We start from the raw sequence: 26,084 nt of genomic DNA, 5'->3' as shown, positions 1-26,084 counted from the left end.
ACGCCATCGTGTACAAACTCCGCATGACCACTGCTAGGGGCATCGTCATCGCCGGTGGCGGGCTGGCGGCTGCCCGCACAGCTGATCAACTGCGTCGTTCGGACTACACCGGTCCGGTGACCATCGTCAGCGACGAGGACCACCTGCCCTACGACCGGCCCCCGCTGTCCAAGGAAGTTCTGCGCGCCGAGACCGACGACGTCACGCTCAAGCCCGCGGAGTTCTACGAAGAGAACGACATCACCGTGCTCCTTTCCAACGGTGCACGCTCGGTCGACACGGCCACCAAGACGCTGACGCTGGCCGACGGCGGCGAGCTGGGCTACGACGAGCTGATCATCGCGACCGGGCTGGTCCCCAAACGGATTTCGTCGTTTCCGGACCTCGCCGGGATCCACGTGCTGCGCAACTTCGACGAGAGCCTCGCGCTGCGCCGGGAGGCGGCATCGGCGCGGCGCGCGGTCGTCGTCGGCGCCGGGTTCATCGGCTGCGAGGTCGCGGCCAGCCTGCGCAAGCTTGGCGTGGCGGTGTCGCTCGTCGAACCGCAGCCCGCGCCGCTGGCGTCGGTACTCGGCCAGCAGATCGGTGAACTGGTGGCCCGGCTGCACCGCGCCGAAGGCGTCGACGTCTACTGCGGCGTCGGAGTCTCCGGGGTGAGCGGCACCGATCGGGTGGAGAAGGTGGTCCTGAGCGACGGCACCGAACTCGACGCCGACATCGTCGTCGTCGGGATCGGCTCACAGCCTGCCACCGACTGGCTGGAGGGCTCCGGCATCGAACTGGACAACGGCGTCGTCTGCGACGCGGTCGGCAAGACCAACGTTGCCAATGTCTGGGCGATCGGAGACGTCGCATCCTGGCGCAACACCGTGGGACATCAAGTGCGCGTTGAACATTGGAGCAACGTTGCTGACCAGGCCCGGGTTTTGGTGCCCGCCCTGCTCGGCCAGGAGGTGCCCGCGGTGAGCGCCGTGCCGTACTTCTGGAGCGACCAGTACGACGTCAAGATCCAGTGCCTCGGCGAACCCGAAGCGACCGATACCGTGCACGTCGTCGCCGATGACGGGCGCAAGTTCCTGGCGTTCTACGAGCGCGACGGCGTGGTGGCCGGCGTGGTCGGCGGCGGCATGCCGGGCAAGGTGATGAAAACCCGCAGCAAGATCGCCGCGGGCGTCCCCATCGCCGAGGTGCTGCCTTCCGCATAGCGATGTCGGCGCGCTCATGGCCGCTGGCGGGGCATAAGCGCGCCGAAATCCCTAGTGCTCGCCGAGGTAGAAGCGGGTGCCCTGATCATCAGTGCACTGCGCCGACTTTCCGTACGGCTGCTGCGACGGCGGGTCGATCACCGTGCCGCCGGCCTCGACCACCCGGGTGACCGCGGCGTCGACGTCCTCGACGGTCCACATCGGCACGGTCACCGACTGGGCGCCGCCACCGGCCGCCCCCGCCATCGGATGGGTGTGCTGAATGCCCCAACCGTCGTCGATCCGGCCGGGTTCAAACGACCAGAACAGTATCCGGCTGTAGAACGCCTTGAACGCCGTCGAGTTCGGCACCTCGTAGGTGATGTACGAAAGCTCGCCTGGCCCAGCACCGTTGAGCTTCGGTCGGGGTGTACCGGGCGCGGGTTCGAGCACCGCAAAGGCGGCTCCGGCCGGGTCGGTCGCGTCCAGCACGGTGCCGAAGTCGTGCTCCTGCACCTTACCGACGCTGCCACCGCCGTCGATGATGGACTGGCGCGCTGCCGCGAGATCGGTGACCGCGTAGCAGCACAGCATCCCGGGCGCACCGGAAACGCTGGCGATGCCGACGGGCTGCTCGGTGTTGGTGACCCGCCGCGTCGCCGGGTCGTACGTCCAGCCCAGCACGTGACCGTAGAACGCCGCCGCCCGGTCGGCGTCCGGCGTGCGCACCGAGACGAAGCCGACGTCGCCGTGCTGGATCGGGGTCAGCGCGCCGGTCACCGGACCGCTGAGCGTCCAGCGGTGTCCGAACGGGTCGACGATGGTGGCGCGCCGCGAGCCGTGGGCCTCGCGCACCTCCTGCTGTACGGTCGCCCCGTGCTCGCGGGCACGCTCGACGGCGGCGTCGGCGTCGGGTACGCCCAACATCAGCATCACCGAGACCGACCTCGGGGCAGGGGATTTCATACCGATCTCCGGATATTCGTCGGCGAGGTAGAACATGCCGCCTGCCAGAGCCAGCTCCGCGTGGCCGATGCGCCCGTCGTCCATCACGATCGGCTCGCCGACCACCGTGGCGCCCAGCGCGTCCACGTACCAGGCGATGGCCTCGCGTGCGTTGGACACCGCCAGGTACGGCAGCGCCGCCGACCGGGGCACGCTGGGTGCCACGGTTGCGGGTTCGGTGAGTTCGGCGATCGCGGTATCGGTGCCACTCATGACAACTCCTTGCGTTCGGTTGGGAAGGGACACTGCGGATTCGAGGCGCGCGCGCAGCCCAGCCGCGAACGCCGGATCGGGTTGGACGGGAAGTTCGTCGCCATGCAGCACGGACAACGGGTCATGGCTGTTGTTCACGGCTTCCCTCCTTCCGGCGCCGGGTAGTGAGATCTGAAGGCGCGGCGGGCCCGCACCAACAGCGCCTCGGTGGCGTGCACGGTTCGGCCGATCAACTCGGCGCACTCGGGCACCGAACAGTCGTCCATGTAGCGCAGCGCCAACACGGTGCGATGCTGTTCGGACAGTTTTGCGAGCACGCTCTCGGCGACGATGCGGTCCAGTTCGACGTCCCAGTCGTCGGGCGCGTCGAGCGGTTCGGGCAGCTCGGCGACGGGAACGGAGAACCGGTCGGGACGGCGGCGGTAGTGGTCGGCCAGTTTGTGGCGCGCCACCCCGAGCAGCCACCGAACACTGATCGGCGGGGGAGTCGCTTTTCTCGCGGCATCCATCGCCGCCAGAAAGGTCTCCGACGTCAGGTCTTCGGCGGTGCCCCGGTCCCCGCAGCGCCGAACGAAGTAGCCGTAAACCACCGGCAGTGCGTCGTCGTACAGCGCCAACAAGGCCCGGGGAGCGTCGTCGCCATCCGATTCGGCGCTCACACCTTTATCGTCGCCAACCGGGCCCGAACTCCGACGCCTTCCGGCGAAACTTTTTTCAGCCGCGGTATTCCGGGGTCCACCGCACCTCGGCGATCCTGGCCGACAGTTCGGCCGGGCTGCGGTGCGGGGCCACGCCGTCGGTGACGGCCTGAACGGCGACGGCCTGCGCGATGCGCCCGGCGATCTCAGGGACGTCGGACCAGGTCGGCAACAACGGTCGGTCCGCGTCGGTCAGCGCCGGTGAGGCGTCGCCCAGCGCGGCCGCGGCGGCGCGCATCATCTCGTCGGTGACCCGGGTGGCCTGCGCGGCGGTGACGGCCAGGCCCATCGCGGGGAAGATGTAGGCGTTGTTGCACTGGGCGATCGCGCGCTCGACGCCCTCGCGGCGCACCGCTGCGAACGGGGAGCCGGTGGCGATCAGCGCGCGCCCCTGGGTCCATTCGTCGAGCTCGGCCGGATGGGCCTCGGCGCGGCTGGTCGGGTTGGACAGCGGGAAGATGATCGGCCGCGCAGCCTTTGCCGCCATCTCGCGCACAATCTGTTCGGTGAAAGCCCCTGCCGCAGTGGACAGCCCGATCAGCACACCAACCTCGACGTGATGCACGACGTCGGCCAGTTGGGCCGGCCCGGACAGCTCCCATCCGGCGACACGGGCGGCCGGCTGGGCGAACCCGAGCTGGCCGGGGGTCAGGTCGGTGCGGTCGTCGGTGAGCAGGCCCTTGATGTCGACGACCCAGATCTGCGCGGCGGCCTGCTGCGGCGTCAGCCCTTCGGAAACCATCTGGCGGTGCACCATCTCCAGCACCCCGATGCCCGCCGAACCGGCGCCCAGCATGACCACCTGCTGCTGTGACAACGGGCGGCCCGCGGCCTTGGCCGCGCCGTGCAGTGCGCCGAGGGTGACCGCCGCGGTGCCCTGGATGTCGTCGTTGAACGTCAGCACCTCGTCGCGGTAACGCTGCAGAATCGGCAGCGCGTGCGCGGTCGCGAAATCCTCCCACTGCAGCAGCACATCGGGCAGTTCGTCCTTGACCGTGCCGACGAATTCGTCGATGAACGCGTAATACTCGTCGCCGTCGATCCGACGGTGACGCCAGCCCAGATACTGCGGATCCTCGAGCAACTCGGCGTTGTCGGTGCCGACGTCCAGCACGATCGGCAGGGTGCGGGCCGGGTCGATGCCGCCGATGAGGGTGTAGAGCGAGAGCTTGCCGACGGGAATACCCATCCCGCCGATGCCTTGGTCGCCGAGTCCGAGGATGCGCTGACCGTCGGTGACGACGATGACGTCGACGTCACGGGATGGCCGGTTGCGCAGTACCTCGCGCAGCCGTTGCCGGTCCGGATAGGACACGAACAACCCGCGTGGCCGCTGGTAGATCTCGCTGAACCGCTGGCAGGCGTCCCCGACGGTGGGGGTGTAGACGATCGGCATCGTGTCGGCGATGTGGTCGCTCAGCACCCGGTAGAACAGGGTTTCGTTGCGATCCTGCAGCGAACGTAGATAGATGTGCTTGTCGATATCCTCACGGCGCCTGCAGAACTCGTGCCAGCAGTGCTCGGCCTGCTGGTCCAGCGTCTTCTCGGCGGTGGGCAGCAGGCCAAGCAGACCGAACTCGCGGCGTTCGTCATGGGTGAACGCGGTGCCTTTGGTCCGCAATGCGTCAAACAGCAGCGCCTGTCCAGTTTTCTTTCCGGGCATCCCCCAAGTTAGCGTCGCCGCCCGCGATCCGCTCAGCGTTTCAGCGTTCCAGTGCCGACAGTCCGTCGCTGACCGTGTCGAACGCCGCCCCGAGCGCCTGCGCCAAGGAAACCGTCTCGTCGGCCAGCCAGTGTTCGTAGGCCGACAGCGCCACCCCCAGCATGGTCCACGCCACCGTCTGCGGTGCCAGATCATTGGGCTTGGCACCCAGTCGCCGCGCCACGAACGCGGCGACCACCGTGCGCCAACCTGCGTACATCGTCATCGAATATGCCTGTAGTTCAGCGGTTTCCAGGATCACCCGCATCCGCTGCCGGTGTCGGGCCGTCTCGGCCTCGTCGAAGGTGTTGAACGCCAAGAGGGCGGTGCGCAGCGCCTCACCGATCGGCACGGCCGGGTCGAGGTCGGCGAGCAGTTCGCGCAGATGGTCCAGATGCGCGTCGAAATCACCCCACGGCAGCGCGTTCTTGGAGGGGTAGTAACGAAACAACGTGCGACGTGCGATGCCGGCCGCCTCGGCGACGTCGTCGACGCTGACCCCGTCGAATCCGCGCGCGGCGAACAGGTCGATGGCCACGTTGCTGACGTGGTCGGTGGTCGTGGAACGCCGACGCCCCACGCGCACCCCGACGGCTCCCGGCGGGCGGCTCGGGTGCGGGGAATCCGGACTCATCAGACCCCCACCTTTCATTACGGCACTCGATGCCATATTATTGCGACCTCGATCACAATTGTCGAGAACCGTGACACGAAAGGTGGCTCCCAATGGAACCGAATCAGCAGGTCGAGGACGTCGAACTGGTGACCGAGACCCTGGTCGAAGAGGTGTCGATCGACGGGATGTGCGGGGTCTACTGACCGTGGCTTCGCCGATGGCGGTGTCTTCCGCGGACACCGCATTCGACCCTGAACGTGGCTGGCGGCTGCACCACCAGGTGGCGGTGCGGCCCGAGCCGTTCGGGGCGCTGTTGTACCACTTCGGCACGCGCAAGCTGTCGTTCCTGAAGAACCGGACCATCGTCGAGGTGGTCAACACGCTCGGCGATCATCCCGATGCCCGATCCGCCTGTCGCGCCGCCGGTGTCGACGATGCGCAACAGGCTCCGTACCTGCAGGCACTCGGTGTGCTTGTCCAATCGAAAATGCTGGTGCCCCAATGACGCCAACCGATTCGGCGCTTGCCCCGGCGCCACAACCCGTTCCCCGTCTGATCGAGCAGTTCGAGCACGGCCTGGACGCACCGATTTGTTTGACCTGGGAGCTCACCTACGCATGTAACCTCGCCTGCACGCACTGCCTGTCCTCGTCCGGTAAGCGTGATCCGCGCGAACTGACCACCCAGCAGTGCAAGGACATCATCGACGAGCTGATGCGTATGCAGGTGTTCTACGTCAACATCGGTGGCGGGGAACCGACTGTGCGCCCGGACTTCTGGGAACTCGTCGACTACGCCACCGAGCACCACGTGGGCGTGAAGTTCTCCACCAACGGCGTGCGCATCACCCCCGAGGTGGCGACCCGGCTGGCCGCCAGCGACTACGTCGACGTGCAGATCTCCCTCGACGGGGCAACCGCGGAGGTCAACGACGCCATCCGCGGCGCGGGCTCGTTTGCGATGGCGACCAGGGCCCTGCAGAACCTGGCTGACGCCGGGTTCAAGGACGCCAAGATCTCCGTCGTCGTCACCCGCCACAACGTCGACCAGCTCGACGAATTCGCCGCTCTGGCAGCGCACTACGGGGCAACGCTGCGGATCACCCGGCTGCGTCCCTCCGGGCGCGGCGCCGACGTGTGGGACGAATTGCACCCGACCGCCGAACAGCAGGTCCAGCTCTACGACTGGCTGGTGGCCAAGGGGGACCGCGTGCTGACCGGGGACTCCTTCTTCCACCTTTCGGGGCTGGGCGAACCCGGTGCGCTGGCCGGTCTCAACCTGTGCGGCGCCGGTCGCGTGGTGTGCCTCATCGACCCGATCGGCGACGTCTACGCCTGCCCGTTCGCCATCCACGACCGGTTCCTCGCAGGAAACGTGTTGCGCGATAGTGGTTTCGGCACCGGATTTCAGAATGTGTGGAAGAACGCACCGCTGTTTCGGGAGCTTCGCGAACCGCAGTCGGCGGGCGCGTGCGGCAGCTGCGACCACTACGACAGCTGCCGCGGCGGCTGCATGGCCGCGAAATTCTTCACCGGTCTGCCGTTGGACGGCCCGGATCCGGAGTGCGTCGAGGGTTACGGCGCGCCGGCACTGGCACGTGACCGTGTCAAGCCGCGGCCCAGCCAAGACCACTCCCGCAGTCAGCCGGTCATGCTCAAGCTGCTGACCAAGCCTCCGGCGCGGCTGTGCAACGAAAGCCCGGTGTAGAGATGGCCCGAGATACCTGGTTCGAAACCGTCGCGATCGCCCAGCAGCGGGCCAAGAAGCGGCTGCCCAAGTCGGTCTACGCCGCGCTGATCGCCGCTAGCGAGAGAGGCCAGACGGTCGCTGAGAACGTCGACGCATTCGCCGAGCTGGGGTTCGCGCCGCACGTGATCGGCGCGCTCGAAAAACGTGATCTCGCGACTACCGTGATGGGACAGGACATTTCGCTGCCAGTCGTGATCTCGCCGACGGGCGTGCAGGCAGTCCATCCCGACGGGGAACTCGCCGTCGCGCGGGCGGCCGCAGCCCGGGGCACCGCGATGGGTCTGTCGTCATTCGCCAGCAAGCCGATCGAAGAGGTCGTCGCGGCCAACCCGAAGACCTTTTTCCAGGTGTACTGGCTGGGTGACCGCGACGCGATCGCGGCCCGGGTGGAACGTGCCCGCGCGGCCGGTGCCGTCGGCCTGATCGTCACGACCGACTGGAGCTTCTCGCACGGGCGCGACTGGGGGAGCCCCAAGATCCCCGAACAGATGGACCTGCGCACCACGGTTCGGATGATGCCTGAAGGCCTGGTGCGGCCGCGCTGGTTCCTGCAGTGGGCAAAGACCATGCGTCCGCCCAACCTGCGGGTACCCAACCAGGCCGGACGCGGGGAACCGGGGCCGCCGTTCTTCGCCGCGTACGGCGAGTGGATGGGTACGCCACCTCCGACCTGGGCCGACATCGCCTGGCTGCGTGAACTGTGGGGCGGGCCGTTCATGCTGAAGGGCGTGATGCGGGTCGACGATGCCAAACAGGCTGTGGACGCCGGGGTTTCGGCGATCTCGGTGTCCAACCACGGAGGCAACAACCTGGACGGGACGCCGGCGTCGATCCGGGCGCTGCCCGCGATCGCCGATGCGGTCGGCGATCAGATCGAGGTGTTGCTCGACGGCGGCGTCCGGCGCGGCAGCGATGTGGTCAAGGCGGTGGCGCTCGGAGCGCGCGCGGTCATGATCGGGCGCGCGTACCTGTGGGGCCTGGCCGCCAACGGACAGGCCGGTGTGGAGAACGTCCTCGACGTCCTCTCCGGGGGCGTCGACTCGGCGCTAAGGGGCCTCGGTCTGGGCTCGGTGCACGATCTGGCCCCTGAACACGTTCTTGTCCCGCCGGGCTTCGCTCGGGCGCTCGGTGTGCCGGGCGACCCGACGGCCTGAGGCCGGCACCGCCCATTCTGGTACAGGCGTGGCGCAGGGGACGGACGTGGTTCGCTCGGTGTCGTCGGCGATAATTTTGGAAAATCAATTGCTACGCATGCACCAACAATTGGCGCACGACAGGTGAATTCGGCCTACCATCGGCGGGTGGCTTCTCTCCGCGAGCTTGGTAACTCGACGTCGAGGCAGCTGCACAGCGTGTCATCAGCATTGATCGTGCCGGTCGGCTCGACCGAACAACACGGACCGCACCTGCCGCTGGACACCGACACCCGCATCGCTACCGCGGTCGCTAACGCCGTCGGGCAGGCTCTGGCCGACCGAGATGAATCGAATTGGATGGTCGCGCCCGCGATCGGGTACGGCGCCAGCGGCGAGCACGAAGGGTTCAGCGGCACCATCTCGATCGGGACCTCCGCGTTGCGCCTCTTGCTGCTGGAGTTCGGCCGGTCGGCCTCGCGGTGGGCATCGCGTGTCGTCTTCGTCAATGGCCACGGTGGAAACGTGGAAGCCCTGGCCGCCGCCACGGCTCTGCTTCGGGACGAAGGCCGGGACGCGGCTTGGTGCTCGTGCAGCGTGGTGAACGCCGACGCGCACGCCGGGCACACCGAAACATCAGTATTGCTACATATTTCACCAAAGGATGTCTGGCTCGACGAACGCGTGCCCGGCAACCGGGCGCCGCTGGTCGAGCTCATGCCCGAGTTGCGGCGCGGCGGCGTGGCCGCGGTGAGCAAGATCGGCGTGCTCGGCGACCCCACCACCGCGACCGCGCAGGAGGGTGCGCACCTCTTCGCCGGCATGGTCGACGGCTGCTTGCACCGGATCACCCGATGGGCGCCGGGCCCGGACGGGATGTTGGGATGACCGGACCACGGCTGCCGGACGGCTTCGCGATCCAGGTGGATCGCCGGGTGAAGGTGCTCGGTGAGGGCTCGGCGCTGCTCGGCGGATCGCCCACTCGGCTGCTGCGCCTGGCGCCTGCCGCGCAGACCATGATCAGCGGCGGCCGTCTCGAAGTGCACGACGCCGTCAGCGCCCAGTTGGCGCGCACCCTGCTCGATGCCACTGTCGCGCACCCGCGGCCCGCCACCGGCCCGTCGCACCGGGACGTGACCATCGTTATTCCCGTACGCAACAACGCATCTGGACTGCACCGTTTGATCGCGTCGCTGCGCGGGCTGCGGGTCATCGTGGTGGACGACGGCTCGACGGTTCCGGTGCAGCAGACCGACTTCGCGGAGATGCACTGCGATGTCCAGGTGCTGCGTCACGAGCGCAGCAAGGGGCCCGCGGCAGCGCGCAACACCGGCATGGCGGCGTCGGAGACCGACTACGTGGCCTTCCTGGACTCCGACGTGGTCCCGCGGCGCGGATGGTTGGAGGCCCTGCTCGGACACTTCTGCGACCCGGCCGTCGCACTGGTGGCCCCGCGGATCGTCGGCCTACGCGAGCCCGCGAACACCGTTGCCCGCTACGAGGCCGTGCGCTCCTCGCTCGACCTCGGGATGCGTGAGGCCCCGGTGGTGCCGTACGGGACGGTGTCGTATGTGCCCAGCGCCGCGATCATCTGCCGCCGTTCGGTGCTCAAGCAGGTCGGCGGGTTCGACGAGACGCTTCGGTCCGGCGAAGACGTCGACCTGTGTTGGCGGATGATCGAGGTGGGTGCCCGACTGCGCTACGAGCCTGTCGCGCTGGTCGCCCACGATCACCGCACCCAAATCCGAGAGTGGTTCTCGCGCAAGTCTTTCTACGGTTCGGCTGCTGCGCCGCTGGCGGTCCGTCACCCCGGCAAGACGGCTCCGCTGGTGATCTCGGGGTGGACGCTGGTGGTGTGGATGCTGCTGGTGATGGGCTCGGGCTTCGGCTACCTGGCGTCGATGGTTGTCGCGACGATCACCGGACGCCGGATCGCCAAGTCCCTGTCCACCGTGGAGACCGAACCCAAGGAAGTCGCGGTGGTGGCCGCCCACGGCTTGTGGTCGGCAGCGCTGCAACTCGCCTCGGCCATCTGTCGGCACTACTGGCCGATCGCGCTCATCACCGCTTTGATGTCGCGGCGGTGTCGGCAGGTGGTGTTGGTGGCGGCGGTCGTCGACGGGGTGGTGGACTGGGTCAGCCGCAACGCCAAGGCCAATGAAGACACCAAACCCATCGGTCTGTTCAGCTACCTGCTGCTCAAACGACTGGACGATATCGCCTACGGGACGGGTCTGTGGGCCGGCGTCGTCCGCGAACGCCATCTCGGTGCGCTCAAGCCCCAGATCAGGACCTGAAGCATCGCCTTGCACAGCGACGTACTGATTGTCGGTGCGGGAAGCGCCGGATCCGTCTTAGCCGAACGTCTTTCAGCTGATCCAGGTTGTCGGGTTACCGTCGTCGAGGCGGGACCCGGTCCCTCCGACCCGCAGGTGCTCATCCAGATCAGCGACGGGCTCCGGCTGCCGATCGGCGCGGCCAGTTCGGTGGTGAGCAGGTATCCCACGACGCTGACGACGTCGCCACGACGCCACGCGCAGATCATGCGCGGTGCGGTGGTCGGAGGATCGGGGGCCGTCAACGGCGGCTACTTCTGCCGGGGGCTGCCGACGGACTTCGACGGCTGGGGGCTACCTGGCTGGACATGGGATGACGTGCTTCCACACTTTCGGGCGATCGAGACCGACCTCGATTTCGATACCCCGATACACGGCTCGAGCGGCCCCATCTCGGTGCGCCGAGTCACCGAGTTCCATGGATGCACAGCGTCGTTCGTCGAGGCGGCCACCGGTGCCGGGTACCGGTGGATACCGGATCTCAACGGGTCGACAGCCGACAGCGCGCTTCCGGGCGGTGTCGGTGCGGTGCCGCTGAACATCGAGCGCGGCACCCGGGTAGGCCCCGGTGGGGCATTTCTGCAGCCTGCGATGGGCCGGGCGAACCTGACCCTGCTGACCAATCACCGGGCGGGGCGCATCCGGATCGACCGGGCCCGCGCAGTCGGGGTGGACTGCGTCGGGCCGAATGGTGCCGTCGAGCTGACCGCGGATCGAATCGCGCTGTGCTCCGGTGCGATCGGCTCGGCGCATTTGCTCATGCTGTCGGGCGTCGGGCCGGAGACCGCGCTGCGCGCCGCGGGGATCCCGGTGCACGCCGCGCTGCCGGTCGGCGTGGCGACCACCGATCACCCGGAGTGGGTGCTGCCCGTCGATTGGTCGGTCAGCCGGGGCGTGCCCCCGCTGGAGGCCGTCCTCACCACCGCCGATGGTCTTGAGATCAGGCCGTACACAGCCGGTTTCGGCGCCATGGTGAGTGGACGTCGAGATGACCCCGCCGACCGGCCGCACATCGGGGTGACGTTGATGCGGCCACGGTCGCGCGGCCGGGTCACCGTGGCATCGTCGGACCCCGCGGTGCCGCCGGTCATCGAACATCGCTACGACAGCGAACCCGACGATGTCGCCCAGCTACAGGAGGGCACCGGGCTGGCCCGCGAATTGGTGCGCACCACAACAGATATCGGCACGGTGTCGTGGTCGACGTCGCAGCACCTGTGCGGAACGGCGCCGATGGGTGCCGACGACGACCCAGCGGCCGTCGTCGACACCCGATGCCGAGTACGCGGCATCGACGGGTTGTGGGTGATCGACGGGTCCGTGCTACCGGCGATCACCAGCCGGGGCCCGCACGCCACGATCGTGATGATCGGTCACCGCGCCGCGGATTTCGTCGCGGGCTGATTTCTGCGCGCCGACGAAGGCGTCCGCTCAGCGCAGCGAGTAGCGGACCGGCAGGCGCTTGAGCCCCCCGACGAACACCGTCGACGTCAGCTGCGGCTCACCGGCCAACTCGATCGAGTCCAGGCGGGGGAGCAGTTCGGTGAACAGGCTGTTGATCTCCATCCGGGCCAGCGCGGCACCGAGACAGAAGTGCACCCCGTAGCCGAACGCGACGTGTTTGTTGGGGTCGCGCCCGACGTCGAACTTGAACGGTTCGTCGAAGACCTCTTCATCCCGGTTACCGGAAACGTATGCCAGATATACCGATTCGCCTTCGGCGATCGGCACACCACGCACCTCGGTGTCGGCTGCGGCGGTGCGCATGAACTCCTTGACCGGGGTGGTCCAGCGGATCATCTCCTCCACCGCGGTGCCCATCAGCTCCGGGTTGGCCTTCAGCCGGGCGAGCTGATCGGGGTTCTCGATCAGCGCCTGTAGCCCACCGGACATGGCATGGCTGGTGGTGTCGTGCCCGGCTGTGGCCACGATCACGTAGTAGGACAGGCAGTCGACGTCGGAGAGCAGTTCCCCGTCGACGCGGCCGTTGGCGATCGCCGAGGCCAGATCGTCGGTGGGGTTCGCCCGGCGTGACTCCGTCAACTTCCTGAAGTAGTCGAAGAAGTCCATCAGCACCTGCATCTGCTCTTCGGGGGTGGTGCCGCGTTTGTACTCGTCCTCGTCGCCGCCGAACAGCTCCTGGGTGAGGCGGAGCATGCGGGGAAAGTCCTCCTCGGGCAGTCCGAGCAGCGACATGATCACGTACAGCGGGTAATGCGCCGCGATATCGTTGACGAAGTCGCATTCCGGGCCGATGTCGCGCATCTTGTCGACGTAGCGCTTGGCGAGCTCGTCCACGCGGACCTTCAGGTCACGCATCGCCTTGGGACGGAACCAGTCTGCGCCGATGGCCCGGACCTTGCGATGGTGCGGATCGTCCATGTGGATCAGCGTGCGCAGTCCCATGCCGGCCTCGAGCTGCGCCTTGGCGAGGTCGTCGGCCTCCGCGGTGGCCAGCAGCGGTCGTGGCTCGGACAGCCACAGCTCGTTGTCGCGCTCGATGTCCATGATGTCGGCGTGCTTGGTGATCGCCCAGAACGGCCGGTACGGCGGGTTGTCGACATAGGCCACCGGGTTGTTGGCCCGCAGGTGGGTGAGCGCCGCGTGTAGCCGTGCGTCGTCGGCGTAGGCCTTCGGATCCGCCAGTACCTTGGCGGCCTCATCGATCGTCGGCGTGCTCATACAGGCTCCTTCATCGCGCCTCAAACATGACTTGACGGGTGTCAAGTTACCAGTATATGTGACGGAGCCCACCCTGGCACCCAGATGGTGTCAGTAGTCTCGGACCACGTGCGCTCGGCAACGGTTCGTCGGTTCCTGGGGATGGTCATGGCGCTGCTGCTGGCCGCCTGCGGCCAGGGTGGGACCGCCGTGGTCGAGGTGCCCGCCGACCCCGCGGTGGTGCAGACAGACGCGGGGTCGGTGCGCGGCGCCGTCGCCGACGACCACCGCTACTTCGCCGGAATTCCCTACGCCGCAGCGCCGGTCGGCCCGTTGCGCTGGCAACCGCCGCAGCCCATGCCCGGCTGGGACGGGCTGCGCGACGCCACCCGACCCGGCCCGCGGTGCATCCAGGACGTCAGCACCGACGTTGACGGCCGTCCCACCAGCGAGGACTGCCTGACGTTGAACGTGTGGACCCCACCGCCGTCGGGTGAACTCCGGCCGGTGATGGTGTGGATTCACGGCGGGGGTTTCACCAACGGCAGCGGCGACATCTACGACGCGCGCGCGCTGGCCGGCCGCGGCGAGATCGTCGTCGTCACCCTCAACTACCGACTGGGCGCGCTGGGCTTCCTTGCTCATCCCGCGCTGGGCGACGGACCCGCCGTCGGCAACTACGGCCTCGCGGACCAGCAGGCGGCGCTGCGGTGGGTGCGCGACAACATCGCCGAATTCGGTGGCGACCCCCAAAAAGTCACGATCGCCGGTGAATCCGCCGGCGGCATGGCGGTGTGCGATCACCTCGTCGCTCCAGGCTCGGCCGGGTTGTTCCGCGCGGCGATCATCCAAAGCGGACCGTGCCAGGCCCAGTACGGCCTGCCGGCCGCGCGTGACGCCAGCCTGCGGTACGCGGCCGACGCTGGCTGTGCGGACGCCGTCACCGCCGCGCAGTGCCTGCGCGCGCTGCCGCCGGACAGACTGGACCACGCCGTGTTCTACGACCGCATCGGCACCGAACAGTTGAGCGGGCCGGTGACAGGAACGCCGACGCTTCCGGTGGACCCGCTCACCGCACTGGCCGAAGGACGCGGGGCGCGCGTGCCGGTGTTGATCGGCACGACGGCCGACGAGTTCAATCTGTTCACCGCGCTGCAGTACGTGCGCGGCCGCCCGATCGACGCCGCCCACTATCTCGAGCTGCTCACCGAAGCGTTCGGTGGGCACGCGGGGATGGTGGCGCAGCGATATGCACCCGAGCGCTTCGGAGGCAGTGTGCCGCTGGCGTATTCGGCCGCGGCGACCGACGGCGTGTTCTCGTGTGTGGCCGACCGGGTGGCCGATGCACTGGCCGATCGTCAGCCCGTGTACGCCTACGAGTTCGACGATCCCCACGCGCCGGCGCCAGAACCGTTGCGGGCGGCGCCTTTTCCAATCGGGGCCGGGCATTCATTGGAGCTGCGTTACCTGTTCGACGTCGGCGGTGCGCCGCCGCTGAGCGCGCAACAGCAGCGGCTGTCCGAGCAGATGATCGACTACTGGAGCGAGTTCGTCACGACCGGCTCACCCGATTCTGATTGGCCGCAGCTGGGCGACGCGGGTGAGCGCCTGGTGTTGCACCCCGGCGGCAACCGCGTCGTGACGACCTTCGAGGAGCGGCACCAGTGCCCGTTCTGGGCGGCCCTGGGCTGAAACCGGTCGTCTGTGGCTGGCTCAGTGCGTCGTCGATGACGGATGGTCGTGCCGGCGGCCATGACCGGCTATCTTACTCGGCGGTAAGTTGGCCGGGTTCTCGGTTCGGACTGGGTAGCCTGGTCTGGACCGCGCCGAGAGCGACGTAATGGCGCGATCTACTCGCACTTTCTCGCCCGTTTGTCCCTTGGGGCGGAGCTGTGGACGAATTTGGCCGAGGCCCGGATCTAGGGCATACTGTTCGGGTTGCCTTGAGCCAGGTTCGCACCTGGCGGGGCATACGACCAGCGTCCCAAGCGGGCGCGTCCGGTCCCAATCTCGATCGCGGCGGATTCCGACGCGGGAGAGTATGCGCGAGGGCGACACACCCGAGCGCGGGGGTCGGTGAACCATAGACAGGAAAACAGCGGCGGCTTGGCCGCGCGACCGGGTTGATCTCGGCGTGCGGCTTGCAGACCAGGCCCATCAGGGGCCCGTTAGTAGTGAGGTAGGAGAAGCGTGGCGGGACAGAAGATCCGCATCAGGCTCAAGGCCTACGACCATGAGGCGATCGACGCCTCGGCGCGCAAGATCGTCGAGACGGTCACCCGCACGGGCGCCAGCGTGGTCGGCCCGGTGCCGCTGCCGACCGAGAAGAATGTGTACTGCGTCATCCGCTCACCGCATAAGTACAAGGACTCGCGGGAGCACTTCGAGATGCGCACACACAAGCGACTGATCGACATCCTCGACCCGACGCCGAAGACGGTCGACGCGCTCATGCGCATCGATCTGCCGGCCAGTGTTGACGTCAACATCCAGTAGGAGATTCCAGAGAAATGGCTAGGAGAGGCATTCTGGGCACCAAGCTGGGCATGACGCAGGTGTTCGACGAGAACAACAGGGTCGTGCCGGTGACGGTCGTCAAGGCCGGCCCCAACGTCGTCACGCGTATCCGCACCGCCGAGCGCGACGGCTACAGCGCCGTGCAGCTGGCCTACGGTGAGATCAACCCGCGCAAGGTGACCAAGCCGCTGAAGGGGCAGTACGACGCCGCGGGCGTCAACCCGCGCCGCCATCTCGCCGAGCTGCGGCTCGACGACGACGCCGCCGGTGAGTACGAGGTCGGCCAGGAGTTGACCGCCGAGATCTTCAGCGACGGCAGCTACGTCGACGTGACGGGCACCAGCAAGGGCAAGGGCTTCGCGGGCACGATGAAGCGCCACGGTTTTTCCGGCCAGGGCGCCAGCCACGGCGCCCAGGCGGTGCACCGCCGTCCCGGTTCCATCGGCGGCTGCGCGACGCCGGGCCGGGTGTTCAAGGGCACCCGGATGGCGGGCCGGATGGGCAATGACCGTGTCACCACGCAGAACCTGTTGGTGCACAAGGTCGATGCCGCAAACGGCGTGCTGTTGATCAAGGGCGCCATCCCCGGCCGCAACGGCGGTCTGGTGATGGTCCGCAGCGCAATCAAGCGAGGCGAGAAGTAGACATGGCTGCCAACACCCTCAAGATTGACGTCCACACCCCGGGCGGCAAGACGGACGGCTCGATCGAGCTGCCCGCCGCGCTGTTCGACGTCGACGCCAACATCGCATTGATGCACCAGGTGGTGACCGCGCAGCAGGCCGCGGCCCGCCAGGGCACGCACTCGACCAAGACCCGCGCCGAGGTCCGCGGCGGTGGCAAGAAGCCGTACCGGCAGAAGGGCACCGGCCGCGCCCGCCAGGGTTCGATCCGGGCACCGCAGTTCACCGGCGGCGGCATCGTGCACGGCCCCAAACCGCGTGACTACAGCCAGCGCACCCCGAAGAAGATGATCGCCGCCGCACTGCGCAGCGCGCTGTCGGACCGGGCCCGCAACGGCCGTATCCACGCGGTCACCGAGTTGGTCGAGGGCCAGACGCCGTCGACCAAGGGCGCCAAGAAGTTCTTGGCCACCCTCACCGACCGCAAGCAGGTGCTCGTCGTGATCGGGCGCACCGATGAGACGGGCGCCAAGAGCGTGCGCAATCTGCCTGGCGTCCACGTGATTTCGCCGGACCAGCTCAACACCTACGACGTGTTGAAGGCCGACGACGTGGTGTTCAGCGTCGAGGCGCTCAACGCGTACATCAGCTCGAACAGCAATGAGGAGGTGTCGGCCTGATGGCGACCGTCACTGACCCCCGCGACATCATCTTGTCCCCGGTCATCTCGGAGAAGTCCTACGGGCTCATCGAGGACAACGTGTACACGTTCATCGTCCACCCGGATTCGAACAAGACCCAGATCAAGATCGCGATCGAGAAGATCTTCAAGGTCAAGGTCGCGTCGGTGAACACCGCCAACCGGCAGGGCAAGCGCAAGCGCACCCGCACCGGCTACGGCAAGCGCAAGAACACCAAGCGCGCCATCGTCACGCTGGCCGCGGGGAGCAAGCCCATCGACCTGTTCGGAGCACCGGCCTAGTCCGGGGATCAGAGAGACCTAGAGAAACATGGCAATTCGCAAGTACAAGCCGACGACCCCGGGTCGTCGCGGTGCCAGCGTCTCCGACTTCGCCGAGATCACTCGCGACCATCCGGAGAAGTCGCTAATCCGCCCGCTGCACGGTAAGGGCGGGCGCAACGCGCACGGCCGGATCACCACGCGGCACAAGGGCGGCGGGCACAAGCGCGCCTACCGGGTGATCGACTTCCGTCGCCACGACAAAGACGGCGTCAACGCCAAGGTCGCGCACATCGAGTACGACCCGAACCGCACGGCCAACATCGCGCTGCTGCACTACTTCGACGGCGAGAAGCGCTACATCATTGCGCCGCAGGGTCTCTCGCAGGGCGACGTCGTCGAGTCGGGTCCCAATGCCGACATCAAGCCCGGTAACTGCCTGCCGCTGCGCAACATCCCCGCGGGCACCATCGTGCACGCGGTGGAGCTGCGCCCCGGCGGCGGCGCCAAGATGGCCCGCTCGGCCGGCGCGAGCATCCAGCTGCTGGGCAAGGAGGGCACCTACGCCTCACTGCGTATGCCGTCCGGTGAGATCCGCCGCGTCGACGTGCGCTGCCGCGCCACCGTCGGCGAGGTCGGCAATGCCGAGCAGGCCAACATCAACTGGGGCAAGGCCGGCCGGATGCGGTGGAAGGGCAAGCGGCCCAGCGTCCGCGGTGTCGTGATGAACCCGGTCGACCATCCGCACGGCGGCGGTGAGGGTAAGACCTCCGGCGGCCGCCACCCGGTCAGCCCGTGGGGTAAGCCCGAGGGCCGTACCCGCAAGCCCAACAAGCCAAGCGACCAGCTCATCGTCCGACGCCGTCGCACCGGCAAGAAGCACCATCGGTAGACGTAGCCAGGAGACAAACGATGCCACGCAGCCTGAAAAAAGGTCCGTTCGTCGACGACCATCTGCTCAAGAAGGTCGACGCGCAGAACGAGAAGAACACCAAGCAGGTCATCAAGACCTGGTCGCGCCGGTCGACGATCATCCCCGACTTCATCGGGCACACCTTCGCGGTGCACGACGGCCGCAAGCACGTGCCGGTGTTCGTCACCGAGTCGATGGTCGGGCACAAGCTCGGCGAATTCGCACCCACCCGCACGTTCAAGGGTCACATCAAAGACGACCGGAAGGCTAAGCGGCGATGAGCGCTTGCGCGAAGAGCAAAGGGCCTAGATGAGTACTACGACGACTGAATATCCGACCGCCGTCGCCAAGGCGCGTTTTGTGCGCGTCTCGCCGACGAAGGCGCGCCGGGTCATCGACCTGGTGCGCGGTAAGCCAGTGGCCGACGCGCTGGACATCCTGCGGTGGGCACCGCAGGCCGCCAGTGAGCCGGTCGCCAAGGTGATCGCCAGCGCAGCCGCCAACGCGCAGAACAACGAAGGCCTGGACCCGTCCACCCTCGTGGTGGCCACCATCCACGCCGACGAAGGTCCGACGGCCAAGCGCATCCGGCCGCGCGCGCAGGGTCGTGCGTTCCGGATCCGCAAGCGCACCAGCCACATCACCGTGATCCTGGAAAGCCGGGCAAGTCGCGACGATGAGCGCGGTGGCGGTCGTTCGGCCAGCGCGTCGCGTGCCCGCCGGGCGCAGGGCAGCAAGGCTGCCGCCGCCAAGAAGGCACCTGCCAAGAAGGCGACCGCCGAGAAGGCGACCGCTGAGAAGGCGCCGGCCAAGAAGGCACCTGCGAAGAAGGCGACCGCCGCCAAGGCGACCGCCGCCAAGGCGACCGCTGAGAAGGCGCCGGCCAAGAAGGCCGCCGCGAAGAAGACTGCTGAAGCGTCCGACGCGAAGGAGGGCTCGGAGTAGTGGGCCAGAAAATCAATCCCCACGGCTTCCGGCTCGGTATCACCACCGACTGGAAGTCCCGGTGGTATGCAGACAAGCAGTACAAGGACTACGTCAAGGAAGACGTTGCGATCCGCCGGCTCCTGGCCACCGGCCTCGAGCGCGCAGGTATCGCCGACGTGGAGATCGAGCGGACCCGCGACCGGGTACGCGTCGACATCCACACCGCCCGGCCGGGCATCGTGATCGGCCGCCGCGGCACCGAGGCCGACCGCATCCGCGCGGACCTGGAGAAGCTGACCGGAAAGCAGGTTCAGCTCAACATCCTCGAGGTGAAGAACCCGGAGTCGGTGGCGCAGTTGGTGGCCCAGGGTGTCGCCGAACAGCTGAGCAACCGTGTCGCGTTCCGTCGCGCCATGCGCAAGGCCATCCAGTCCGCGATGCGCCAGCCCAACGTCAAGGGCATCCGCGTGCAGTGCTCGGGCCGTCTCGGCGGCGCCGAGATGAGCCGTTCGGAGTTCTACCGCGAGGGCCGGGTGCCGCTGCACACGCTGCGCGCCGACATCGACTACGGCCTGTACGAGGCGAAGACGACGTTCGGCCGTATCGGCGTGAAGGTGTGGATCTACAAGGGCGACATCGTCGGCGGTAAGCGCGAGTTGGCGGTGGCCCCGCCCTCGGAGCGGCCCCGCCGCGAGCGTCCGACGGGAACCCGGCCGCGCCGTAGCGGTGCGTCGGGTACCACCGCGACAGGCACCGAAGCCGGTCGCGCCGCTACCGGCGCCGAAGCCGCGCCTGCGGTGGCCGAAGCTCCAGCTTCGGCGGCAGACACCTCAGCCGCTGCCGGTGCCGCCGCGGAGACGACGACTGAGAACACGGAGAGCTGACAATGCTGATCCCTCGTAAGGTCAAGCACCGCAAGCAACATCATCCGAGGCAACGCGGTCTCGCCAGCGGCGGCACCACGGTGAGCTTCGGTGACTACGGCATCCAGGCACTGGAGCACGCCTACATCACCAACCGGCAGATCGAGTCCGCTCGTATCGCCATCAACCGGCACATCAAGCGTGGCGGCAAGGTGTGGATCAACATCTTCCCGGACCGTCCGCTGACCAAGAAGCCCGCCGAGACCCGCATGGGTTCGGGTAAGGGTTCACCGGAGTGGTGGGTGGCCAACGTCAAGCCGGGCCGGGTGCTGTTCGAGTTGAGCTACCCCGACGAAGAAACCGCGCGGGCCGCACTGACCCGTGCGATCCACAAGTTGCCGATCAAGGCCCGCATCGTTACCCGAGAGGAGCACTTCTGATGGCTGTGGGAGTGACGCCGGGCGAACTGCGCGAACTGACCGACGACGAACTCAAGGAGCGGTTGCGCGAGTCCAAGGAAGAGCTGTTCAACCTGCGCTTCCAGATGGCGACCGGCCAACTGAGCAACAACCGGCGGCTTCGCACGGTGCGTCAAGAGATCGCGCGGGTGTACACCGTGCTGCGCGAACGTGAGTTGGGCCTGGCTTCCGGGCCCGTAGGTGAGGATTCGTGATGGCTTCCAAACAAGACCAGGCAAAGCCCAAGGGGCCCAAGCGCACTCCGCGCGCCGAAGAGCAGCGCGGGCGCCGCAAGACCGCCATCGGTTACGTGGTGAGCGACAAGATGCAGAAGACGATCGTGGTCGAGCTGGAAGACCGTAAGAGCCACCCGCTCTACGGCAAGATCATCCGCACCACCAAGAAGGTCAAGGCGCACGACGAGAACGGCGACGCCGGCATCGGCGACCGCGTCTCGCTGATGGAGACCCGTCCGCTGTCGGCCACCAAGCGCTGGCGGCTGGTCGAGATCCTCGAGAAGGCCAAATAACCACATAACGTCCAGCGCGCGCTGGACGACTGCGACAGCCCCCGGCACCACGGTGTGCGGGGGCTTTTCGCGCTCCGAGGTGTCGGGTTGACGCTCACCTTCTGCCGCCTCGCGTAACGAAACCGACAATCTTCCCGCACCGGGCAGAAACGCGCCACTTGGACGGCCGGTTCGGTTCATGACGAATCAAACGATTACCGTGCGACCGCTTGCTGCCTAACGTCGCTCTGGTTACGTCGCCGTCCCAAGCTAGGAGCGTTGATGACTGTCATTCCCGGTGGATTGAGGGTGCCCACCCCGCGTGAGGTCAAGGTGGGCGCGCAGGACGTTCACCGCTGGATTCAGGACATGGGATGGGAAGTTCCCGACGGTCGCTCCAAATACCCGACCAAGTACGAGTTCGACGGCGGAACGCGTGAACAGTTCAAGCTGATCGTCGGTGAGTACTGCCGGATGGAGACCGAAAAGGACGACCGGCAGTACGGTTCGCTGCTGGACAGCCTGGCCCGCCTGCAAGCCGGCAGCCGCATCGAGCCCCGGTGGGCCGAGGCGATGAAGTTCGTCACCACGTTCCTCGAACTCGGCGAGTACTCGTCGATCGGGGGTTCGGCCATGCTGTTGGACGCCGTGGTCTCACCCGAACAGCGCAACGGCTACCTCGCCCAGGTCGAGGACGAGGTGCGGCACACGAATCAGCTTGGTTACCTGAAGAAGTACTTCGCATCCCAGTACTACGACCCCGCCGGGTTCACCGGTTCACGCGGTCACCGGCACGGCAACCCGCTGTTCTGGAGCAACCGCCAGCAGGCATGCGAGACGTTCGTGTCCGGCGACCCGGTACTGATCTCACTGAACCTGCAGATGGTCGCCGAGGCGTGCTTCACCAATCCGCTGGTGGTGGCCATGACCGAATGGGCCGCCGCCAACGGCGACGAGGTCACCCCGACGGTGTTCCTGTCTATCCAGTCAGATGAGCTGCGCCACATGGCGAACGGGTATCAGACGATCGTCTCGGTCATCGAGAACGACCACAACATGCAGTACCTGCAGACTGACCTGGAGAACGCGTTCTGGATTCAGCACCGCGGGTTCAGCTCCATGGTCGGGCGCACGTTCGAGTACGGCGCGGTCAACCGGGCCGCACCGTGGGCGCAGACCTGGAACGATTGGGTGATCGAGGACTGGGGCGGCATCTGGATGGGCCGGTTCTCCAAGTTCGGCCTCGAGGCGCCGAGGAACCTCGCCGATGCCAGCCGCGATGCCTACTGGGCGCACCACGACGCGTTCGCGGTGGCATACGCGCTGTGGCCGTTCATCGGGTACCGGATCGAGCTGCCCAACGACACCGACAAGGAATGGTTCGAGCGCCACTACCCGGGTTGGTACAGCTCGAGTGGCCGAATCTTCGACCGTTGGAAGGAGATTGGTGTCGAGGACCCGGCGAACCGGACCAGTCCCGTCGAGCACCTCATCGAGCTCGGCAAGGTGCTGCACATCTGCCGGGTGTGCCAGTCGCCGCTGCTCGGGCTGACCCCGCAGCCCCCGCAGAGCACCGGGTCGGTACAGCGGCGCATCATCGAGTACGGCGGCCGCAAGCACGCGCTGTGCTCGGACTGGTGCGAACGGATGTACCTGCAGGAGCCGGAACGCTACACCGGACAGAACTTCCTGGAGATCTTCGACGGCTGGGAGTTGTCGGAGATCGTCCGCGCCACCGGTGGTGTGCGCAGTGACGGCCGCACGCTGGTGGCTCAGCCGCACCTGAGAAGCGACTGGCTGTGGACCCTGGACGATCTGGCCGCAACGCGCATCGTCGTTCGCGACCCGCACGTTGCCGGCGTCAGCTTCGAGAAGGGCTGACCGGCGGTGGCCAACACCTATCGGCGCAGTCTGCTCAACCCCGAGCACGACCTCGAGCGTGAGCCGATCGAGACACGGCGCACCGCGGTCTATTTCGCCAACCCGTACCGTCGGCGCCTCTCGGAGTACGAACAGGTCACGCTCTACGCCCAGCCCAACCCCGACTGGATCCGGGGCGGGATCGGCGTCGGCGGATGGTCCACTCGATTTCCCGGTGGCCGCGGCGCATGGGAGAACTACTTCACCGAGGCGCGGTGCACCGACTGGTTCGCGTTCCGCGACCCCGAAGGCCGCTGGCAGAAGCCATATGTCGCCGAGAAGGCCGACCAGTGGCGCAGCGCCGGCAGGTTGTTCAACAGCTCGGCCAGCCAGGCGTTGCTGCGCGGCGCCGATCAGGCATGGCTCAACACCGTCATCGCGGAACAACTCGGCGCGATGGTGTTGCACGACTACGGCGTGTTCATGGCGTTGACGTCGGGCATGCGCGACAGCCTTGTCGACACGCTCAGGGTGGCCATCGTGAACTGGGCGCTGGACTACCTCGACAGCGCCCAGCAGATCCAGGCCGAAAAGGTATATCTCGGCCAGGTCGTCGCCGAGTCGATCACCGACCTGGAACCGGCCAGGCGGATGTGGCTGAGCCATCCGTCGTACGCGGGTGCGCGCACGTTCGTCGAACATCTTTGGCGCGACGGTTACGACCACATCGAGGTGGTGTTCGCGCTGGCCCTGATCTATGAGCCGCTGTTCGGTCGCTTCGTACGCCAGGACTTCTTCTACCGGTTGGCGCCCCTGCACGGCGATCATCTGACCCCGCAGGTGCTCTGGCCTTCGCTGCGCTCCGCGGAGGCCGCCCACACCTGGAGCAACGAGCTGTTCGACCGAATCCTCGGCAGGGATCCCGAGTTCGGCGCCTACAACCGCCAGCTGATGGCCTGGTGGACGCAACGGTGGCTGCCGCGCGCGGTGGCCGCCGTCGCCGACGTCGCGACGCTGTTCGACGCGGCCGCGACCGGGGGCCGGTCGGCACGGCAGATCTTCGAGACGGCCGCGGGCGACTGGGGCCGCGAGGTGGCCCCGCTCTGGAATTCGGAGTTGACGGCAGCAGATCTGCTCAAGCTCTACGACGAGCGGACGACGGTCGGAGCAGCGCGATGACCGACGCGCTCAACCCGCACCACGCGTCGGTCGATCGGCGCGTCGCCGCCGTCGACGTCGACCAGCTCCGCGCCGACATGTACGGCGAGAACGGCGTGGTGGAGTCCCGCCGCGTCGTGCTGGCACTGACCAAGGCCGACGAGATCGAGGCCACGGTGGAGTGGCTCGAAGAACGTTACGAAGACGATCCCAGCTTCGTCGTCGAGGACTGCGGCACGTTCTACCGCATCGACTGCCTGGAGGGGTTCGAGATCGACGCCGACGAAATCGGTGAACTGCTCGGCCGGCCGTTCTCCGTGTACGACCTGCTGGTAAACGTCTCGACCACGATCGGGCGGGCCTACGTGAACGGCAATGTCTTTGCGATCACCACCGACCTCATCGGCTGGGAGCGGGAGGTGCCGCGGTGAGCGCCGAATTCAAGGTGGCGCTGACCTTCGAAGGCGCCGACCGCATCGACATCGGCTGCCGCGCAGACGAAGACGTCATCACCGCGGCGCTGCGCCAAGGTCATCTGCTGCTCAGCGACTGTCGAGAGGGTAGTTGCGCAACGTGCCGCGGGTTCCTGGTCGACGGCGACTACGACCAGTTGTTGCCGCACAGCCCGCATGCCCTCACGGACGCCGAGGAGGACGACGGCCATATCCTGGCCTGCCGGCTGCGGCCGTCCAGCGACCTCGAGATCGACTTCGACTATCCCGCCGACCGGGTGGGCCGCTACGAAGACGGCACCCGAAACGGTCAGATCGTCGCGGTCGACCGCGTCAGCGCGACGGTGGCTCGGATCACGGTGCGCACCAACGCCGCCCAAGATCCATTCGACTGGGACCCGGGCCAGTACCTGCAGGTCACCCTGCCCGCGATCGGCGCCACCCGGGCCTACTCGATGGCCAACGCCCCCGACGGCAGTCGAGAGCTCGAGTTTTTGATCCGGTTGCTTGCCGACGGCCAGTTCTCCGGTCACCTCGCCGCCGGCCGGGCGCTGGGGGAGCCGGTCCGGCTTCGGGGTCCCTACGGACAGTTCGTGTTTCGCGACGACCCCAAGCCGGTATTCGTGGCGGGTGGAACGGGGCTGGCTCCGGTGCTGGCGATTCTGCGGTCCCTGGCCACCACCGCTCCCAGCACCCAGGCGCAGGTGGTGTTCGGCGCGGCGCGGGACTCGGACCTGTTCGCCCTCGACGAATTGGCCTCCCTGCGGCGCGCACTGCCCCACCTCGATGTGGTGGTCACGGTCGAGCACCCCACCGAGAGCTGGACAGGCCCAACGGGTCTGGTGACCGATCAGCTGGATCCGATCGACCCGGCACGGCCGTACTACCTGTGCGGCCCGGCGGCCATGATCGCCGCCGCCGAACAGCGGCTGCTCGCCGGCGGAGTGGCCCGCGAGCACATCCACGCCGAGCGATTCCTCGAGACGGGAGACGATCAGCCGTGACGCGCGCCATCAAGGCCGCCGCCGGGGCGGCCCCGCGCACCGAATATCCACCCTTCGGTGACCAGTCGTTGCGCAAGCAATGGACCGACCGCCTCGCCGAGGTGGCCGCCCTCGGCCAGGCTCTCGGGCTGCTGACCGGCTGGCGCGACGCCCGGACGGGCAACCCGCTCGAAGAGGCCGACTTCCTGTGGATCGAGGCCCGCATCGAGGACAAGGTGGCGGTGCTGCACTTCGCCGAACTGTCCGGTGAGTACATCGACACCACCGCGCTGACCGGAGAACCGATCACCGCGGTGTGTGAAGCGGCGCTCGCGCAGGCCCGGGCCGCGGCCGACGTCGCGGCGCTGGAGACAGCAATCGCCACGTTCCGGCGGCGCTACAAGCCCCCGGTGATTCCGACCGTGCCGTTCATGCGCACCGAAACCGAACTCGTCGAGCTGCTCATCCGCCGCCGCACCAAGGGCTGGTACGACGAGCCGCTGGCCGAGCTGCGCGCCAGGCGCGACGCCGTTGTCGTCGCCGAACCAGACACCGCCCAGTAGT

Annotated in this window: 30 protein-coding genes and 1 pseudogene; 25 read left to right on the top strand and 6 right to left on the bottom strand. The window is 67.5% G+C overall.

Going from position 1 to position 26,084, the window contains the following annotated elements; all coding sequences use genetic code 11:
- Window positions 1-23 precede the first annotated feature (23 nt).
- Entirely contained in the window at window positions 24-1,205 is a 1,182-nt protein-coding gene (locus K3U96_RS21240) for an NAD(P)/FAD-dependent oxidoreductase (RefSeq protein ID WP_220690990.1), read from the top strand.
- A 51-nt stretch (window positions 1,206-1,256) separates the two neighbouring features.
- Here K3U96_RS21240 and K3U96_RS21235 read toward each other — a convergent pair whose 3' ends face one another.
- From K3U96_RS21235 to mftR, 4 genes are read right to left on the bottom strand one after another with little or no spacing between them, the layout of a single operon-like run.
- Window positions 1,257-2,540 (bottom strand): VOC family protein, encoded by a 1,284-nt coding sequence (locus K3U96_RS21235; RefSeq protein ID WP_220690989.1) that lies wholly within the window; start codon window positions 2,538-2,540, stop codon window positions 1,257-1,259.
- The gene (locus K3U96_RS21230) at window positions 2,537-3,061 is read right to left on the bottom strand and encodes an RNA polymerase sigma factor (protein WP_220690988.1); all 525 of its coding nucleotides are present in this window, start codon (window positions 3,059-3,061) and stop codon (window positions 2,537-2,539) included. The genes K3U96_RS21235 and K3U96_RS21230 overlap by 4 nt, the downstream gene beginning before the upstream one ends.
- 55 nt (window positions 3,062-3,116) lie before the next feature.
- Window positions 3,117-4,763, bottom strand: coding sequence for an NAD-dependent malic enzyme (locus K3U96_RS21225; protein ID WP_220690987.1), 1,647 nt, complete (start codon window positions 4,761-4,763; stop codon window positions 3,117-3,119).
- 40 nt (window positions 4,764-4,803) lie between these two features.
- On the bottom strand, window positions 4,804-5,436 hold the full coding sequence (gene mftR / locus K3U96_RS21220) for a mycofactocin system transcriptional regulator MftR (RefSeq protein ID WP_069408116.1): 633 nt from the start codon (window positions 5,434-5,436) through the stop codon (window positions 4,804-4,806).
- A 92-nt stretch (window positions 5,437-5,528) separates the two neighbouring features.
- On the opposite strand from mftR, the gene mftA reads away from it, so the two are divergent.
- The 7 genes from mftA to mftG all read left to right on the top strand — a co-directional run bounded on the left by mftA (window position 5,529) and on the right by mftG (window position 12,040).
- Entirely contained in the window at window positions 5,529-5,621 is a 93-nt protein-coding gene (gene mftA / locus K3U96_RS27170; protein ID WP_069408115.1) for a mycofactocin precursor MftA, read from the top strand.
- A 14-nt stretch (window positions 5,622-5,635) separates the two neighbouring features.
- Window positions 5,636-5,923, top strand: a complete 288-nt coding sequence (gene mftB, locus K3U96_RS21210) for a mycofactocin biosynthesis chaperone MftB (RefSeq protein ID WP_069408119.1) — start codon at window positions 5,636-5,638, stop codon at window positions 5,921-5,923.
- The gene (mftC, locus tag K3U96_RS21205) at window positions 5,920-7,125 is read left to right on the top strand and encodes a mycofactocin radical SAM maturase (RefSeq protein WP_220690986.1); all 1,206 of its coding nucleotides are present in this window, start codon (window positions 5,920-5,922) and stop codon (window positions 7,123-7,125) included. The genes mftB and mftC overlap by 4 nt, the downstream gene beginning before the upstream one ends.
- Window positions 7,126-7,127: 2 nt before the next feature.
- Window positions 7,128-8,321, top strand: a complete 1,194-nt coding sequence (gene mftD, locus K3U96_RS21200; protein ID WP_069408169.1) for a pre-mycofactocin synthase MftD — start codon at window positions 7,128-7,130, stop codon at window positions 8,319-8,321.
- A 123-nt stretch (window positions 8,322-8,444) separates the two neighbouring features.
- Window positions 8,445-9,188, top strand: coding sequence for a mycofactocin biosynthesis peptidyl-dipeptidase MftE (mftE, locus tag K3U96_RS21195; protein ID WP_220690985.1), 744 nt, complete (start codon window positions 8,445-8,447; stop codon window positions 9,186-9,188).
- Entirely contained in the window at window positions 9,185-10,597 is a 1,413-nt protein-coding gene (gene mftF / locus K3U96_RS21190) for a mycofactocin biosynthesis glycosyltransferase MftF (RefSeq protein ID WP_220690984.1), read from the top strand. Before mftE ends, mftF begins: the two co-directional genes overlap by 4 nt.
- 9 nt (window positions 10,598-10,606) lie before the next feature.
- Window positions 10,607-12,040 carry a mycofactocin dehydrogenase MftG gene (gene mftG, locus K3U96_RS21185; protein ID WP_220690983.1) on the top strand — a complete coding sequence of 478 codons (1,434 nt, stop codon included), beginning with the start codon at window positions 10,607-10,609 and terminating at the stop codon, window positions 12,038-12,040.
- A 27-nt stretch (window positions 12,041-12,067) separates the two neighbouring features.
- Here the strand turns inward: mftG and K3U96_RS21180 are convergent, their stop codons facing one another.
- A complete protein-coding gene (locus K3U96_RS21180; RefSeq protein WP_069406101.1) occupies window positions 12,068-13,318 on the bottom strand; it encodes a cytochrome P450 in 1,251 nt (416 codons plus the stop codon).
- Between the two features lie 84 nt (window positions 13,319-13,402).
- Here K3U96_RS21180 and K3U96_RS21175 point away from each other — a divergent pair, with 84 nt between their 5' ends.
- Complete coding sequence (locus tag K3U96_RS21175; RefSeq protein WP_220690981.1) at window positions 13,403-14,989, top strand: carboxylesterase/lipase family protein; 1,587 nt, start codon at window positions 13,403-13,405, stop codon at window positions 14,987-14,989.
- A 230-nt stretch (window positions 14,990-15,219) separates the two neighbouring features.
- On the opposite strand, the pseudogene K3U96_RS27225 reads toward K3U96_RS21175, so the two are convergent.
- Window positions 15,220-15,455, bottom strand: a pseudogene (locus K3U96_RS27225) (hypothetical protein); the annotation flags it as partial.
- 32 nt (window positions 15,456-15,487) lie between these two features.
- On the opposite strand from K3U96_RS27225, the gene rpsJ reads away from it, so the two are divergent.
- The 16 genes from rpsJ to K3U96_RS21095 all read left to right on the top strand — a co-directional run bounded on the left by rpsJ (window position 15,488) and on the right by K3U96_RS21095 (window position 26,083).
- A complete protein-coding gene (gene rpsJ / locus K3U96_RS21170) occupies window positions 15,488-15,793 on the top strand; it encodes a 30S ribosomal protein S10 (protein WP_003883485.1) in 306 nt (101 codons plus the stop codon).
- Window positions 15,794-15,807: 14 nt separating this feature from the next.
- Entirely contained in the window at window positions 15,808-16,458 is a 651-nt protein-coding gene (gene rplC / locus K3U96_RS21165; protein WP_069406103.1) for a 50S ribosomal protein L3, read from the top strand.
- A gap of 2 nt (window positions 16,459-16,460) precedes the next feature.
- Window positions 16,461-17,117: a 50S ribosomal protein L4 gene (rplD, locus tag K3U96_RS21160; protein WP_069406104.1), complete on the top strand. Its 657-nt coding sequence runs from the start codon at window positions 16,461-16,463 to the stop codon at window positions 17,115-17,117.
- A complete protein-coding gene (rplW, locus tag K3U96_RS21155; RefSeq protein ID WP_069406105.1) occupies window positions 17,117-17,419 on the top strand; it encodes a 50S ribosomal protein L23 in 303 nt (100 codons plus the stop codon). The genes rplD and rplW overlap by 1 nt, the downstream gene beginning before the upstream one ends.
- A gap of 28 nt (window positions 17,420-17,447) precedes the next feature.
- Window positions 17,448-18,290, top strand: a complete 843-nt coding sequence (rplB, locus tag K3U96_RS21150; protein WP_069406106.1) for a 50S ribosomal protein L2 — start codon at window positions 17,448-17,450, stop codon at window positions 18,288-18,290.
- Window positions 18,291-18,310: 20 nt separating this feature from the next.
- Window positions 18,311-18,592, top strand: coding sequence for a 30S ribosomal protein S19 (gene rpsS / locus K3U96_RS21145; RefSeq protein WP_069406107.1), 282 nt, complete (start codon window positions 18,311-18,313; stop codon window positions 18,590-18,592).
- Between the two features lie 28 nt (window positions 18,593-18,620).
- On the top strand, window positions 18,621-19,256 hold the full coding sequence (gene rplV, locus K3U96_RS21140; protein ID WP_220690980.1) for a 50S ribosomal protein L22: 636 nt from the start codon (window positions 18,621-18,623) through the stop codon (window positions 19,254-19,256).
- Entirely contained in the window at window positions 19,256-20,122 is an 867-nt protein-coding gene (gene rpsC, locus K3U96_RS21135; protein ID WP_220690979.1) for a 30S ribosomal protein S3, read from the top strand. Before rplV ends, rpsC begins: the two co-directional genes overlap by 1 nt.
- Window positions 20,123-20,124: 2 nt before the next feature.
- A complete protein-coding gene (gene rplP / locus K3U96_RS21130) occupies window positions 20,125-20,541 on the top strand; it encodes a 50S ribosomal protein L16 (RefSeq protein WP_046753689.1) in 417 nt (138 codons plus the stop codon).
- Window positions 20,541-20,774, top strand: coding sequence for a 50S ribosomal protein L29 (rpmC, locus tag K3U96_RS21125; protein ID WP_064345597.1), 234 nt, complete (start codon window positions 20,541-20,543; stop codon window positions 20,772-20,774). The genes rplP and rpmC overlap by 1 nt, the downstream gene beginning before the upstream one ends.
- The gene (gene rpsQ, locus K3U96_RS21120) at window positions 20,774-21,088 is read left to right on the top strand and encodes a 30S ribosomal protein S17 (RefSeq protein ID WP_069407588.1); all 315 of its coding nucleotides are present in this window, start codon (window positions 20,774-20,776) and stop codon (window positions 21,086-21,088) included. The genes rpmC and rpsQ overlap by 1 nt, the downstream gene beginning before the upstream one ends.
- A gap of 261 nt (window positions 21,089-21,349) precedes the next feature.
- Window positions 21,350-22,948 carry a ferritin family protein gene (locus K3U96_RS21115; protein WP_220690978.1) on the top strand — a complete coding sequence of 533 codons (1,599 nt, stop codon included), beginning with the start codon at window positions 21,350-21,352 and terminating at the stop codon, window positions 22,946-22,948.
- Between the two features lie 6 nt (window positions 22,949-22,954).
- Window positions 22,955-24,106, top strand: coding sequence for a ferritin family protein (locus tag K3U96_RS21110; protein ID WP_220690977.1), 1,152 nt, complete (start codon window positions 22,955-22,957; stop codon window positions 24,104-24,106).
- Window positions 24,103-24,516 (top strand): MmoB/DmpM family protein, encoded by a 414-nt coding sequence (locus K3U96_RS21105; RefSeq protein ID WP_069407585.1) that lies wholly within the window; start codon window positions 24,103-24,105, stop codon window positions 24,514-24,516. The genes K3U96_RS21110 and K3U96_RS21105 overlap by 4 nt, the downstream gene beginning before the upstream one ends.
- Window positions 24,513-25,541, top strand: a complete 1,029-nt coding sequence (locus K3U96_RS21100; RefSeq protein WP_220690976.1) for a 2Fe-2S iron-sulfur cluster binding domain-containing protein — start codon at window positions 24,513-24,515, stop codon at window positions 25,539-25,541. The genes K3U96_RS21105 and K3U96_RS21100 overlap by 4 nt, the downstream gene beginning before the upstream one ends.
- Window positions 25,538-26,083 (top strand): methane monooxygenase, encoded by a 546-nt coding sequence (locus K3U96_RS21095; RefSeq protein WP_220690975.1) that lies wholly within the window; start codon window positions 25,538-25,540, stop codon window positions 26,081-26,083. Before K3U96_RS21100 ends, K3U96_RS21095 begins: the two co-directional genes overlap by 4 nt.
- Window position 26,084: the final 1 nt, after the last annotated feature.

This window comes from Mycolicibacterium holsaticum DSM 44478 = JCM 12374 (assembly GCF_019645835.1).
GTDB lineage: Bacteria > Actinomycetota > Actinomycetes > Mycobacteriales > Mycobacteriaceae > Mycobacterium > Mycobacterium holsaticum.
Note: the sequence above shows the minus strand (reverse complement) of the source record. Positions and strands in the feature narration are given on the sequence as shown.

Coding starts and splice junctions, on each gene's coding strand:
- mftC (WP_220690986.1), top strand. CDS start 5,920: ATGACGCCAACCGATTCGGCGCTTGCCCCGGCGCCACAACCCGTTCCC.
- mftD (WP_069408169.1), top strand. CDS start 7,128: ATGGCCCGAGATACCTGGTTCGAAACCGTCGCGATCGCCCAGCAGCGG.
- K3U96_RS21105 (WP_069407585.1), top strand. CDS start 24,103: ATGACCGACGCGCTCAACCCGCACCACGCGTCGGTCGATCGGCGCGTC.
- K3U96_RS21180 (WP_069406101.1), bottom strand. CDS start 13,318: ATGAGCACGCCGACGATCGATGAGGCCGCCAAGGTACTGGCGGATCCG.
- mftA (WP_069408115.1), top strand. CDS start 5,529: ATGGAACCGAATCAGCAGGTCGAGGACGTCGAACTGGTGACCGAGACC.
- rpsS (WP_069406107.1), top strand. CDS start 18,311: ATGCCACGCAGCCTGAAAAAAGGTCCGTTCGTCGACGACCATCTGCTC.
- rplW (WP_069406105.1), top strand. CDS start 17,117: ATGGCGACCGTCACTGACCCCCGCGACATCATCTTGTCCCCGGTCATC.
- K3U96_RS21115 (WP_220690978.1), top strand. CDS start 21,350: ATGACTGTCATTCCCGGTGGATTGAGGGTGCCCACCCCGCGTGAGGTC.
- rplV (WP_220690980.1), top strand. CDS start 18,621: ATGAGTACTACGACGACTGAATATCCGACCGCCGTCGCCAAGGCGCGT.
- rplC (WP_069406103.1), top strand. CDS start 15,808: ATGGCTAGGAGAGGCATTCTGGGCACCAAGCTGGGCATGACGCAGGTG.
- mftR (WP_069408116.1), bottom strand. CDS start 5,436: ATGAGTCCGGATTCCCCGCACCCGAGCCGCCCGCCGGGAGCCGTCGGG.
- mftB (WP_069408119.1), top strand. CDS start 5,636: ATGGCGGTGTCTTCCGCGGACACCGCATTCGACCCTGAACGTGGCTGG.
- rplP (WP_046753689.1), top strand. CDS start 20,125: ATGCTGATCCCTCGTAAGGTCAAGCACCGCAAGCAACATCATCCGAGG.
- rpmC (WP_064345597.1), top strand. CDS start 20,541: ATGGCTGTGGGAGTGACGCCGGGCGAACTGCGCGAACTGACCGACGAC.
- rplB (WP_069406106.1), top strand. CDS start 17,448: ATGGCAATTCGCAAGTACAAGCCGACGACCCCGGGTCGTCGCGGTGCC.
- mftF (WP_220690984.1), top strand. CDS start 9,185: ATGACCGGACCACGGCTGCCGGACGGCTTCGCGATCCAGGTGGATCGC.
- K3U96_RS21240 (WP_220690990.1), top strand. CDS start 24: ATGACCACTGCTAGGGGCATCGTCATCGCCGGTGGCGGGCTGGCGGCT.
- rpsQ (WP_069407588.1), top strand. CDS start 20,774: ATGGCTTCCAAACAAGACCAGGCAAAGCCCAAGGGGCCCAAGCGCACT.
- K3U96_RS21225 (WP_220690987.1), bottom strand. CDS start 4,763: ATGCCCGGAAAGAAAACTGGACAGGCGCTGCTGTTTGACGCATTGCGG.
- rplD (WP_069406104.1), top strand. CDS start 16,461: ATGGCTGCCAACACCCTCAAGATTGACGTCCACACCCCGGGCGGCAAG.
- K3U96_RS21175 (WP_220690981.1), top strand. CDS start 13,403: ATGGTGTCAGTAGTCTCGGACCACGTGCGCTCGGCAACGGTTCGTCGG.